At 43.1% G+C, this 12,466-nt stretch carries 11 protein-coding genes; all 11 read left to right on the forward strand.

Going from position 1 to position 12,466, the window contains the following annotated elements:
• The first annotated feature begins 133 nt into the window (after window positions 1-133).
• Window positions 134-1,918, forward strand: a complete 1,785-nt coding sequence (locus tag CRO08_RS02240; RefSeq protein WP_097034876.1) for a thiamine pyrophosphate-binding protein — start codon at window positions 134-136, stop codon at window positions 1,916-1,918.
• A gap of 1 nt (window position 1,919) precedes the next feature.
• Entirely contained in the window at window positions 1,920-3,284 is a 1,365-nt protein-coding gene (locus CRO08_RS02245; protein ID WP_097034877.1) for a lipopolysaccharide biosynthesis protein, read from the forward strand.
• The gene (locus CRO08_RS02250) at window positions 3,277-4,239 is read left to right on the forward strand and encodes a glycosyltransferase family 2 protein (protein ID WP_097034878.1); all 963 of its coding nucleotides are present in this window, start codon (window positions 3,277-3,279) and stop codon (window positions 4,237-4,239) included. The genes CRO08_RS02245 and CRO08_RS02250 overlap by 8 nt, the downstream gene beginning before the upstream one ends.
• A 45-nt stretch (window positions 4,240-4,284) precedes the next feature.
• Window positions 4,285-5,373 (forward strand): glycoside hydrolase family 99-like domain-containing protein, encoded by a 1,089-nt coding sequence (locus CRO08_RS02255; protein WP_097034879.1) that lies wholly within the window; start codon window positions 4,285-4,287, stop codon window positions 5,371-5,373.
• A 6-nt stretch (window positions 5,374-5,379) separates the two neighbouring features.
• The gene (locus CRO08_RS02260; protein ID WP_141398201.1) at window positions 5,380-6,366 is read left to right on the forward strand and encodes a glycosyltransferase family 4 protein; all 987 of its coding nucleotides are present in this window, start codon (window positions 5,380-5,382) and stop codon (window positions 6,364-6,366) included.
• Window positions 6,363-7,619: a hypothetical protein gene (locus tag CRO08_RS02265; protein ID WP_141398202.1), complete on the forward strand. Its 1,257-nt coding sequence runs from the start codon at window positions 6,363-6,365 to the stop codon at window positions 7,617-7,619. The genes CRO08_RS02260 and CRO08_RS02265 overlap by 4 nt, the downstream gene beginning before the upstream one ends.
• Window positions 7,579-8,778, forward strand: a complete 1,200-nt coding sequence (locus tag CRO08_RS02270) for a glycosyltransferase (protein WP_097034882.1) — start codon at window positions 7,579-7,581, stop codon at window positions 8,776-8,778. The genes CRO08_RS02265 and CRO08_RS02270 overlap by 41 nt, the downstream gene beginning before the upstream one ends.
• Before the next feature lie 53 nt (window positions 8,779-8,831).
• Complete coding sequence (locus CRO08_RS02275) at window positions 8,832-10,208, forward strand: mannose-1-phosphate guanylyltransferase/mannose-6-phosphate isomerase (protein ID WP_097034883.1); 1,377 nt, start codon at window positions 8,832-8,834, stop codon at window positions 10,206-10,208.
• A 78-nt stretch (window positions 10,209-10,286) separates the two neighbouring features.
• The gene (gene rfbC / locus CRO08_RS02280) at window positions 10,287-10,850 is read left to right on the forward strand and encodes a dTDP-4-dehydrorhamnose 3,5-epimerase (RefSeq protein WP_097034884.1); all 564 of its coding nucleotides are present in this window, start codon (window positions 10,287-10,289) and stop codon (window positions 10,848-10,850) included.
• 9 nt (window positions 10,851-10,859) lie between these two features.
• Window positions 10,860-11,993, forward strand: coding sequence for a dTDP-glucose 4,6-dehydratase (locus tag CRO08_RS02285; RefSeq protein WP_097034885.1), 1,134 nt, complete (start codon window positions 10,860-10,862; stop codon window positions 11,991-11,993).
• Window positions 11,994-12,076: 83 nt separating this feature from the next.
• Window positions 12,077-12,382, forward strand: a complete 306-nt coding sequence (locus CRO08_RS02290) for a hypothetical protein (RefSeq protein ID WP_097034886.1) — start codon at window positions 12,077-12,079, stop codon at window positions 12,380-12,382.
• The last annotated feature ends 84 nt before the right edge of the window (window positions 12,383-12,466 follow it).

Here is a 12,466-nt window from a genome sequence, read left to right on the forward strand (position 1 = left end):
CACTTAACAAGAAAAAAGGATATATTTTAACTTAACCGGTAATGAATATGGTTGTTCATGAACCCACTATTAAAAAAACTACAAATCCAATATCGACGTAACCGAAATAGACTCTAGGTGGAAAAAGTAAAATATGATAAAAGTTTCCGATTATATCTTGAAATTTCTTGAATCTGTTGGCGTTAGACACATTTTTATGCTGCCAGGCGGAATGGCTATGCATATAGATGATTCAATGGGCTATTGTCAAAAAATCAAATCCGTGTGTATGCTGCATGAACAAGCGTGTGCGTTTGCTGCGGAATCCTATGCTCGAATCACGAATAATATTGGTGTAGCTTGCACTACATGTGGACCTGCTGCGACAAATACGTTGACTGGTGTTGCTGGTGCTTGGATTGAATCTACACCGTTGTTGGTTATTACTGGACAAGTAAAAAGGGCTGATATGGCTCAGGATCCAAATTTGAGACAGTTGGGGGTTCAGGAAGTTCGAATTGTTGATATTGCCAAACCGATAACCAAATATGCAGTTTGCATAACAGACCCGTTGAAGATTCGCTACGAATTAGAAAAGGCTGTTTATATGTGCAAAGAAGGGCGACCAGGACCAGTTTTGTTAGATATCCCCGTCGATGTTCAGGCATGTCGTGTAGAAGAAGATTCTCTTGATGGGTTTATTCCAGAAAAAACAGCGCGATATTTTGTTAAACAGGACCAGCTTGATGAAGTTGTCGAATTACTGAATAATGCTAAACGTCCTGTATTTTATGTTGGTCATGGTATAAATATTGCTAATGCGAAAAATGAATTCAGACAGCTTGCTGAAAAATTGAATATTCCGGTGTTGGTTCATTGGAATGGAATGAATTTGCTAGAATGCGACCATCCTCTTTATATGGGAAGACCGGGTGCTGTCGGTCAACGAGCGGCCAATTTTGTTCTTCAGAATGCGGATGTTTTGATTACTATCGGCACTAGATTAGCTCTTTTGCAAACGGGGTTTAATTTTGCAGGGTATGCAAGAAATGCAAAACATGTGATGGTTGATATTGATCAAGCTGAACTTGAGAAAACTACATTACATCCGTATATGAAAATGTGCTGCGATGCCGGTGCATTTGTTAGAAGCTTACTGAATCGAAATGATTTGAAACAAAATGATAATACACAATGGATTGCAAAGGGGAAAGAATGGAATGATAAGTATCCATCGTTGAATCCAGAATGGTTGAAGAATTCTCAATATGTAAACTCATTCTATTTTATGGATGAACTTTCAAAACAAATGACTGCCGATGATGTATATGTTGGAGGTCGGGCGGGAACTTGTGTAGATGCTGCAATTCAAGCGTTTAATGCTAAGAAAAATCAGGGCGTATTTGTGACGAAGGGATTGTCTTCTATGGGTAACGGCCTTCCTGCTGCTATAGGTGGCGCGTATGCAACAGGAAAAAAAGTTGTTCTAGTGAATGGGGACGGCGGTTTTGTCATGAATATTCAAGAACTTGAAGTGATTCGTAGAGATAATCTCCCAATAAAGATGTTTATCCTTGATAATCAGGGGTACTCAACGGTCCGAAATACGCAAACAAACGTATTTAATAAACATTATGTCGGTTGCGATTGCCAAAGTGGCTTGACCGTTGGTAATATACGCGGTGTAGCGGAAGCTTATGGCATAAAGACTTTTGAATTGAAGAAAATAGATGATATGGCTAGGGTTATTACAGAGTCTTTGAATTTCAGTGGACCTTCGTTGACAATGGTGTGGGTTGATCCTGATCAGCCAATTGTTCCGCGTCAAGCGAACTACAAGACTCCCGAAGGACAAATGGCGTCTCGTCCTTTGGAAGATATGAAACCGTTGCTTCCTCCAGAAGAACTTGCGGAAATTATGTCGATATCATCAAGATGATATGAGCTTTAGAACGTTTATAACGCAGAAAATGGGTATAGACAAGGCGGTTTTTTTCACCTTGTTGAGTCGCGGATTATCGATATCGACGGCCTTATTCACGGTATTTTTCATTGCCAAAAATCTTTCTCCGGAAGAGCAGGGCTTCTACTATACATTTGGCAGTATTGTTGCTTTGCAGGTGTTTTTTGAGTTAGGCCTAACGGGCGTCATAACTCAGTTTGTTGCTCATGAAGCGTCACATTTAAAGCTGAATCCTGAATATATAATGGAAGGCGAAGAAAAATATCGGTCAAGACTTTCTTCGCTTTTGAAATTCTGTGCAAAATGGTATCTTATTGTCGCAATTCTTGTATTTGTCGCGCTAGGTGTTTTTGGTTCGTTTTTTTTCTCTAAGTACAGTGCAGAACACAGGAATATAGAGTGGCTGCTGCCTTGGCTTCTACTTGCTGTTGGAACTGCGTTTAACCTATTGCTGTCTCCGATTACGGCTTTTTTGGAAGGTCTCGGAAAAGTCAAGGAAGTTGCGCAGTTGCGTTTTGTTCAACAAGTTATGCATCCGATTGTTGTTTGGGGTGGGCTTTCTATTGGTGGAAAATTGTTTGTGTCTGGAGCCGATGCTTTTGTAAGGGTCTTTGTTGTTGCTGTAATTATTGTAAGATCTCCGTTCTTTAAAATCTTGAAAAATATTTGGAATGATTATAAATCAGAAAAAGTCCTTTATATGAAAGAAATATTCCCATACCAATGGAGAATAGCTTTAAGTTGGGTTAGTGGATATTTTATTTTTCAATTGTTTAATCCCGTATTGTTTGCGACTGAGGGGGCGAAAATTGCAGGACAAATGGGTATGACTTTGGCAGCTCTCAATGGATTACAGGCGCTAACGCAAAGTTGGATTAACACAAAGGTGCCTAGACTTTCAGGATTCATTGCGCAGAAGGATTATGAAAATTTAGATTTGCTTTTTGGCAAAACGATGAAACAAATGATGCTTGTAGGGACTTCGTGCTTGATATCTTTTGTCATTGTTATGTATGTTATTCAAAAAATAGATTTTATGCTATTTGAAATCCACATTGGGGATAGATTTTTGCCGATACTTCCGTTGAGTCTAATGGCCTGGGCTATATGGACAATGTTCCCTATAAATTGTTGGGCGACATATTTAAGATGCCATAAAAAAGAACCCTTGTTGCTTAATTCTATTGTTGTCGGAATATTATGCTGCGTATCAACAATTACATTTGGAAATCTATATGGTGTTTACGGCATTACAATAGCGTTTGCATTGCTCCGTTTTGTTTCGCTAGCTTGGGTTAATTGCATTTATCGTCATAAAAAGAGGGAATGGCACAATGACTAAACAACCGTTACTTTCAATATGCATTCCGACATGGAATCGTGCTAAGATTTTATCAACATCGTTGAATAGTTTCCGAGAACAATTGACGTCAATTGATTCATCGGAAATTGAAATTTTCGTTTCCGACAATGCTTCCGATGATGATACGCCGCAGGTTGTCCAATCATTTATTGATCAGGGATTGCCGATTACCTATAGTAGGAATCCTGAAAATGTTGGTGCTGCACGAAATTTCCTCAAATGTATGCAATGGGCATCTGGCAAATACATTTGGTTGTTAGGCGATGATGATCTTCTGAAAGATGGTTCTATTTCGTATATCTTAGATTTAATTCAACATGGGGATTATGGATTAATTCATTTAAGTGTTGTAAAGAGTGATGATGACTCATCTGAAATTCAAGAATACTCAAATCATAACGATTTCTTGGAGTCGGTTTCTTATTGGATTACTTTTATGAGCGGCTGTATTTTCTTGAAGGAATCTGTTGCGCTTGTTGAAAATTGCGAAAGATACATACCAACACATTTGTTGCAAGTTCCTTTCTACATAATGTCTGCTTCGCTTCGAAACAAGAATCTTTTTGTCCGAAAATCTGTAATGCAAAGTGGTGTGGATTTCTCTAATAATGGAGGGTATAATTTTTATCAGGTCTTTGTAGAGAGTTTTCTTAACATTTGGACGGAGTATGTGCAAAAGGGAGTTGTCACTGAAAAATGTTATGAGTATGTAAAAAAAGATATTATGAAAAAATACATCGCTGTATTTAACTGGATGCTTTTGATAAGGCGAAAAAATGTTGCGTCAGAGAACGTATCGCATGTCGGAAATAGAAAGGGATATAAGGTAAAAAATGCTTGGAAAATACTTTTTAGGTATTATGGGAATAAATGGTATTTTTGGATGTCTTTTCCACTCACATTTATAGAAGCCGTCAAATCTCGATTACGATAATTTTTCAAATCTTGTATACAAATCACCTCATATATAGGGAAAGTTATGTCTGAACTTAAAATTCTAGCATATTACCTACCTCAATTTCATCCATTTAAAGAGAATGATGAATGGTGGGGGAAAGGTTTTACTGAATGGACTAACGTTGGTAAAGCAAAACCACTGTTCAAAGGACATTATCAGCCCAAGGTGCCCGCCGATCTGGGGTATTATGATCTTCGATTGCCAATTGTCCGCCAGCAACAAGTGAAACTAGCCAAACAAGCTGGTGTAGATGGATTTTGTTATTGGCATTATTGGTTTGGTGGAAAGGGCCGCCAACTGATGAACAATATTATTGATGAGGTTTTGGAATCTGGCTCACCGGATTTCCCATTTTGTCTTGGTTGGGCTAACGAGTCTTGGAAGGCGAAACAATGGAATAAAGATGGGTCGGGTGATAAAATGCTGATGGAGCAGCGCTACGAAGGGACGAATGATTATCGAGAACATTTTGAATACGCATTGAAACTGTTCAAAGATCCTAGATATGTCCGAGTAGATGGAAAACCTTTCTTTTTGATTTATAAACCCCAACAATTTGATGATGTTGGTAACTTTATACAACTGTGGAATAGTTGGATTAAGGAATCGAATGTTGCAGATGGAGTGTATTTTGTTGCAAATCTAGATGATGAAAAAGATTATAAAAAATATATTTCTATGGGCTTTGATGCAGTTACTCCGTCAATGCAATCGAGAACTGACGCTTCGGTTGAATTCTCTAAGTTTAGAAAAAAACTATGGAATATACGAAGAAAGTTATGGCCTTCTCCTGTAAAGACTGATTTTAAATATGTTTGCGAACATTTGTGGCGGGAAGATATGGATTATAACGAAGATGTTATTCCGTTTTTGATTCCTCGTTGGGATCATACTTCTAGAAGTGGTGTGAAAGGCCGAGTGTTTGTTGGTGTTTCTCCTGAACTTTTTGAAAGACAGGCTAGAAAGACTCTTCAAAATGTAAAAAAGAAAAAGAATAAAATTGTTATGTTAAAGTCTTGGAATGAATGGGCTGAAGGCAATTATATGGAACCCGATTTAAAGTATGGATTAGGTTTCATTGATGCATTGTGCGCTGCGAAAAAGAAGTAGTTGTATATGAAAATAGCATATGTGATAGAGTCTTCACATGGTGTGTCTCCTTATAATGGGATACGCCTGCAAGCGAAGATATGGGCGGAAGAGTTGATGCGTCAGGGACATGAGGTGGATTTGATTTCCCCTTGGAATGTGATTGACTGGGATTGTTATGACGCAATACATATTTTTGGACAAACGGAACATACGTTTCGTTTAGCGGGTTCTTTGGCTCAATATAACAGTCGATTGTTTTTTTCTCCGATTATTGATACGATTCAGCCGGTTTTTAAGTATAGACTAGCCTCTGTAATGAAAATAGAAAAACTACGTATGTATTCTATGAATAGTTTGGTGGCAAAATGCAAGGGCTTATTCAAAGCGTGGTTTGTTCGTAGTCACTATGAATTTCAATACGTTCAACATGCTTATGGGATTCCGTCTAAAGACATATACATCATTCCGCTTTCGTATAGAACTCCCCGGATTCCTTACAATAAACAACGAAAACCTTTTTGTTTGCATGTTAGCAAAATCACGGACAATCGAAAAAATGTCAATCGGCTAATAGATGCAGCTGTAAAATACAAATTCGATCTTGTGCTGGCGGGAAGTTGTTCTCCGGATAAGATATCTGCAATGCAAAAAAAAATTGATGCTGCGGATAATGTATCTTATGTGGGGCGAATTTCCGATAAACAATTGATGGATCTTTATTCCCAGGCTAAAGTCTTTGCTTTGCCGAGTATAAATGAAGGGGTGGGGATGGTTGCTGTAGAGGCTGCTGCTTGTGGCTGTGATATTGTAATAACAAAAATCGGTGGCCCTAAAGAGTATTATGGCGGCATGGCTTTTGATGTGGATCCTTATTCTGTTGACGCCATTGGCCAAGCGGTTTGCCAGGCAATGGAATGCCGTGATAGACAACCTAGGTTAAAGGAAATGGTGGAAGAAAAATACTCATTAGAGAATTGTGTCCGATTGTTGGCACAAAGATATGCCAAATGAAATTATTTGAAGGATTCATAAATAATAGAATTTTAATTGGCATGGCTCTGGCTCTTGTTGGCGTGCCTATTGGGATGTATTTAAGTCATTTCTTTCCTGTGGTCAAGTGGTCTCATTTGATTATGCTCGTGTCTTTTGCCTTTTCGGCAAATTGGGGGCCGCTAAAGAACGTTTTTCAATTCAGGATGCCATTCTCTTTGATTTTTATCTTTCTTTTTGAACTGATTGCTTTGGTATATATAATTATAGGAGATGGTTTTGGATCGCAACAGTTCTTTTATGTAGCCTTCGTCATTGTTTTTTCAGTTGCTATTGGAACACATAGAGGGTCGGTGGATTATGGCAACTTCCCGCAGGTGCTTTTCTGGACTTCCCTGCCATGTCTAATTATTGGTTTCGGTGTAAGCTACTTCAATATGGTTGTCGGGGATGAAGCGTGGTATGCTAGGCGAGAGAATGACTTTTACGCTTTGGAGCCGTTTTCTGTTGCTTCGGGTGCGCTTATTAACATGTTTGCGCTGATTTGTATACAAAAAAAAGATGTAGTCGGATTGACAATAAAGTTTGCTTTGATTGCAATAGGACTTTATATTCTGCTTGCGTGTGAAAAAAGAACACCTTTGTTTATTTTCCTTATAGGTTCGTTATTTTTGTTCTATGAGAAGAATGTATCTTTAAAACGATTGCCTCGAAAAGTTGTTTGGGGATCTGCGATAAGTATAGTTTCTTTTGTATCGCTATATTTTTTTAAGCCTTCTTTTGAGGAAAAGGTAAATGCTTTTTGTTATAATATGTATTCGGGCGTATTGAATCTGTTTGGGGTAACAACTGTTATGGATCAATCGGGCTCTGCTATTATGAGGGCGCAGTACAGAGAAATTGCATGGGACTATATCGCAAATCAGATGGATACAATTGACTATTTCTTTGGAGCCGGCTTTAATTCTATAACTCAAATAGATAATCCCTTGATACATATATTTATTGAAATGGGTCTCTTTGGTGCGCTGGCATACCTTTATATAATAGTGCTAATCCCTTTACTAGCAATGAAAAGTAAAGAAAAGAATGTTGCTTTGAAGTTGTGTACTGCGTTGACGATATATTCAATATTATCCATTATGAGTTCGGGAAACCCGTATATGTATAATAAATACATCCCCATATGTATTTTGTCTATAGTACAATATTCATTGAGAAATAGGACTGGTCATGAAAAACATTTTGATTCTAACAAAAAATTATCCCGCTAAAGATTGTGATTTTAAAGAAACTAAAGTAGTGCATTATTTTGCACAAGAGTGGAATGAAATGGGGTATAACGTGAAGGTTGTTCACAATTATGTGTTGTATCCCAAAGTGTTTTTGACGATTGCCAGATTTTTCCGTGATTTTCTTACATCAAAACTTGGTAGTGGTGTTCCTACAATTTACGACAACAAAAAAAAGAGATATCAGATTGATGGAGTTGATGTTTGTCGGTTTCCTATAAAGAAGATTATTCCTCATGGATTGATTTTAAAATTGCGGGTTAAGAAGCAGTTTAATGAAATAAGAACTTTTCTAAAAGAAGAAAATTTTGTGCCAAACGTTATTGTGGGGCATTGGTGGAGTCCGCAACTTGAATTACTATCCATGTTTAAGCATGAATATAATTGTAAAACTTGTATGGTTATTCATGATGTTGACGAAAAAAAGAATAGCAAAGCCTTTTTAAAGTATTTTAGCGACATCGATGTTTGGGGCATGCGGTCACGAGACTTGCAAAGAAAGTTTATAAGCATTTTTGGACCTAATTATAGAACGTTCCTGTGTCTATCGGGTATTCCTGAAAAATTTATTGTTGGAAATGACTTTCGAGATTTTAAATCGAAACCATTGGTAGTTTCTTTTGTAGGGACCCTTGTTGCAAGAAAACATCCGATTACAATTTTGAAGGCGGTTCAACTTCTGCCGGCAAACAGTATCTCAAAAATTAATTTCATTGGGGATGGCAATGAACAAAAGAAACTGCAAAATTATGCGACTTCGAATGACTTGATGTCAATAACAAATTTTTGTGGCAGAATCCCTAGGGAAGATGTGTCAGAGAAATTGAAGGAAACAGACTTGTTTGTGATGGTTAGTGAAGCAGAGGCTTTTGGATTGGTTTATTTGGAGGCTATGGGGGCGGGTTGTTTGACCGTTGCCTCAAAAAACGAGGGTATGGATGGAGTAATTATTGATAGTGAAAATGGTTTTTTGTGTAAAGCGGGAGATGAGATTGAATTGGCTGATATTATTAAGAAAATTATGGCAATGAAGCCAAGTGAGAGAAAAAGAATTTCTGACAATGCTGTATCTACGGCTTTGCGGAATACAGATTATTTGGCCGCGAAGAGATATATTGAAAATCTTGCGGAAAAACATTAAGGTTGTGAAACAATTGTTTTGATGAAAAGCCTAATAGGATAGAGGTTTGGCATATGATTAACCTGATTCTCTGTGGTGGTTCGGGCACGCGCCTTTGGCCCGTGAGCCGTTCCCTCATGCCCAAGCAGTTTGCCCCGCTCTTTGACGGGCAGTCCCTGTTCCGCAAGACGGTCGTCACGAACGCTACCGTCTGCGAGTCGCAGTTTATTGTCTCCAATGCCGACCAGTTCTTCCTCGCGAAGGACCAGCTTGAGGCTGAAGGACTGACCGGCAGCAAGTTCCTGCTGGAGCCCGTGGGCCGCAACACCGCACCCGCGATTGCGCTTGCATGCCTCAAGCTTGCTCCCGAGACCGTCGTGCTCGTGTCCCCCTCGGACCACGTGATCCGCAAGAAGGACGAGTACAAGAAGGTCCTGCTCCGTGCGCAGGAACTCGCCGAGGCGGGTAACCTCGTGACGTTCGGTATCACACCCACAAGCCCCGAGACCGGCTACGGCTACATCGAGGCCGACGGCGAGAACGTGAAGCGCTTCGTGGAGAAGCCCGACCTCGCGACCGCCGAGAAGTACCTGCTCGCAGGCAACTTCTACTGGAACAGCGGCATCTTCTGCTTCAAGGCGAAGACTTTTCTCGAGGAACTCAAGAAGTACTCCCCGGATATTCTTACCGCCGCACAGAAGGCACTCGCCAACGCGACTATCGAGGAAGGCGAACCCATCCGCATCGACCGCGACGACATGCTCGCTATCCCGAGCAACTCTATCGACTACGCCGTGATGGAGAAGTCCAAGAAGGTGAAGGTCGTGCCGAGCGACATCGGCTGGAGCGACCTCGGAAGCTTTGATAGTTTGTACGGAGAATACCCGCACGACGAGAACGGCAACAACGTGAACCCGCGCCACATCGCGGTGGGCTCGAAGAACTCCCTCGTGATGGGTAGCCAGCGCGCTATCGCCACGATTGACCTCGACAAGATGCTCATCGTCGACACGCCGGACGCACTCCTGGTCGCCCCGCTTAGCAGCAGCCAGAAGGTGAAGAAGGTTGTGGAAGAGCTTAAGGTCCGCGGCTCCGACCTCATTAACGTGCCGCAGACGGTGAGCCGCCCGTGGGGTACGTATTCTGTGCTGGAATCCACCGAGCGCTACAAGATGAAGCGCATCGTGGTCAAGCCGGGCAAACGCCTCTCCCTGCAGAAGCACCTGCATCGCTCCGAACACTGGGTGGTCGTGAGCGGTACGGCGACTGTTACCGTCGGCGACAAGGTGTTCCTGGTCCGCCCGAACGAGTCGACCTACATCCCGATGGGCGAAGTGCACCGCTTGCAGAACGAAGGCCGTCTCCCGCTCGTGATCGTGGAAGTCCAGGTGGGCGAATACACCGGCGAGGATGACATCATCCGCGTGGAGGACGACTTCCACCGTGCTTAAATTTTCAATTGTATGTAATCCTTTTTTTGAGAATACAAATTTAGAGTTATAATAAAAAGGAAATAGGAGAATAGTATTATGGGAAAATTTAATTTCACCAAAACATCTATAGAGGGCGTGACCATCATCGAGCCGACCGTTTACGGCGATGCTCGCGGCTACTTCATGGAAACCTACAACAAGGGCGAATTCGATGCCGCTGGCCTCAACATGGTGTTTGTTCAGGACAACGAGTCCAAGAGCAAGAAGGGCGTGCTTCGCGGCCTACATTTCCAGAAGAAGAACCCGCAGGGAAAGCTCGTGCGCGTGATCGATGGCGAAGTCTTTGACGTGGCGGTGGATCTGCGCAAGGGCAGCCCGACGTTTGGCAAGTGGGAAGGCGTGACGCTCTCTGCCGAGAACAAGAAACAGTTCTACATTCCCGAGGGCTTTGCGCATGGATTCGTGGTACTCAGTGAGACGGCGACATTCGTATACAAGTGCACCCGCCTTTACGACCCGAAGGACGAAGGCGGCTTGATGTGGAATGACCCCGCGATCGGCATCAAGTGGCCGGTGGGCAACGGTTTTGAACCGCTGCTGAGTGAAAAGGACACGAAGAATCCGGCATTGAAGGATTTGGGCTTCGCATTTGAACTGTAAGGAGTCTCTATGAAGAATATCGTCATTACCGGTGGTGCAGGCTTTATCGGAAGCCACGTGGTTCGCCTGTTCGTGAACAAGTACCCGGAATACAAGATTATCAACCTCGATAAGCTTACCTACGCGGGCAACCTCGCAAACCTGAAAGACATTGAAGGCAAGCCGAACTACAAGTTCGTGAAGATGGACATTTGCGACTTTGACGCGTTCTACAAGCTTATGCAGGATGAAAAAGTCGACGGTATCATTCACCTGGCGGCAGAAAGCCATGTGGACCGCTCCATCAAGGACCCGTTCACGTTTGCCAAGACGAACGTCATGGGTACCCTTGCCCTGCTCCAGGCCGCGAAGCTCTACTGGGAATCTCTCCCGGAAAAGTACGAAGGCAAGCGCTTCTACCACATTTCGACGGACGAAGTCTATGGAGCTCTCAAGATGAACCACCCGGAAGGCATCACGCCCCCGTTCACCACGACGGCCTCAAGCTCCGAGCATCACCTGGCTTACGGCGATGACTTCTTCTACGAGACGACGAAGTACACGCCGCATTCCCCGTATTCCGCAAGCAAGGCCGGTTCCGACCATTTTGTGCGTGCGTTCCACGACACCTACGGCATGCCGACGATTGTCACGAACTGCAGTAACAACTACGGTCCGTACCAGTTCCCCGAAAAGCTCATCCCGCTCTTCATCAACAACATCCGCCACAAGAAGCCGCTCCCGGTTTACGGCAAGGGCGAGAACGTGCGCGACTGGCTCTTCGTGGAAGACCATGCCCGCGCCATCGACGTGATTTTCCATAACGGAAAGATTGCCGAGACGTACAACATCGGCGGCTTCAACGAATGGAAGAACATCGACATTATCAAGGTCGTGATTAAGACTGTCGATAGGCTGCTCGGCCGCGCCGAAGGCGAGGACATGAACCTGATCACCTACGTGACCGACCGCCTGGGCCACGACGCGCGTTACGCCATCGACTCCACCAAGCTCCAGAAGGAACTCGGCTGGGAACCGTCCCTGCAGTTCGAGGAAGGCATCGAGAAGACGGTGCGCTGGTACCTCGACAACCAGGAATGGCTCGACAACATCACGAGCGGCGACTACGAAAAGTATTACGAAAAAATGTACGGGAATAGGTAAGTCCCGCATCTGCGTTAGGGATCGAAGCCCGTAGGGCCGGGAGGGCCGCTTGTCAAATGCACTCGGCCCTCTAGGCGGAAAAATTGCGGCGTGAGGCCGCAATTTTATGCCGCGAGAGCCCGCCCCCGGCCCTGGCCGGGGAACGCCCTGAACTCAACAATGTCAGCCGCGCCGCCGTCGACCAGCGGGATTCCATTCACAATGCCAGGCTGATTCCCCCGTGCATCATCGGGAAGAATGTCTCCATCGAGAACTGCACCATCGGCCCGAACGTGACTATCGGCGACAACTGCAAGCTCAAGAACCTGACGATGAAGGACTGCATCATGTGGGACAACGAGGAAACCGGATATTCCCACTTCGAGAACCAGATTATCGCCAGCTGCTAGGGGAGATTCTGTAAAATGAACACAACAGAGGGGCTTGCGCCCCTCTGTCGTGTTTTTTTACAGAAAAAACTCATTTTGACACTT

Origin of the sequence: Fibrobacter sp. UWT3 (assembly GCF_900230125.1) — a bacterium.
Lineage (GTDB): Bacteria > Fibrobacterota > Fibrobacteria > Fibrobacterales > Fibrobacteraceae > Fibrobacter.

Excerpts from the sequence above, each read along its gene's own strand:
- CRO08_RS02240 (WP_097034876.1), top strand. The coding sequence starts at position 134 with ATGATAAAAGTTTCCGATTATATCTTGAAATTTCTTGAATCTGTTGGC.
- CRO08_RS02245 (WP_097034877.1), top strand. The coding sequence starts at position 1,920 with ATGAGCTTTAGAACGTTTATAACGCAGAAAATGGGTATAGACAAGGCG.
- CRO08_RS02250 (WP_097034878.1), top strand. The coding sequence starts at position 3,277 with ATGACTAAACAACCGTTACTTTCAATATGCATTCCGACATGGAATCGT.
- CRO08_RS02255 (WP_097034879.1), top strand. The coding sequence starts at position 4,285 with ATGTCTGAACTTAAAATTCTAGCATATTACCTACCTCAATTTCATCCA.
- CRO08_RS02260 (WP_141398201.1), top strand. The coding sequence starts at position 5,380 with ATGAAAATAGCATATGTGATAGAGTCTTCACATGGTGTGTCTCCTTAT.
- CRO08_RS02265 (WP_141398202.1), top strand. The coding sequence starts at position 6,363 with ATGAAATTATTTGAAGGATTCATAAATAATAGAATTTTAATTGGCATG.
- CRO08_RS02270 (WP_097034882.1), top strand. The coding sequence starts at position 7,579 with ATGAAAAACATTTTGATTCTAACAAAAAATTATCCCGCTAAAGATTGT.
- CRO08_RS02275 (WP_097034883.1), top strand. The coding sequence starts at position 8,832 with ATGATTAACCTGATTCTCTGTGGTGGTTCGGGCACGCGCCTTTGGCCC.
- rfbC (WP_097034884.1), top strand. The coding sequence starts at position 10,287 with ATGGGAAAATTTAATTTCACCAAAACATCTATAGAGGGCGTGACCATC.
- CRO08_RS02285 (WP_097034885.1), top strand. The coding sequence starts at position 10,860 with ATGAAGAATATCGTCATTACCGGTGGTGCAGGCTTTATCGGAAGCCAC.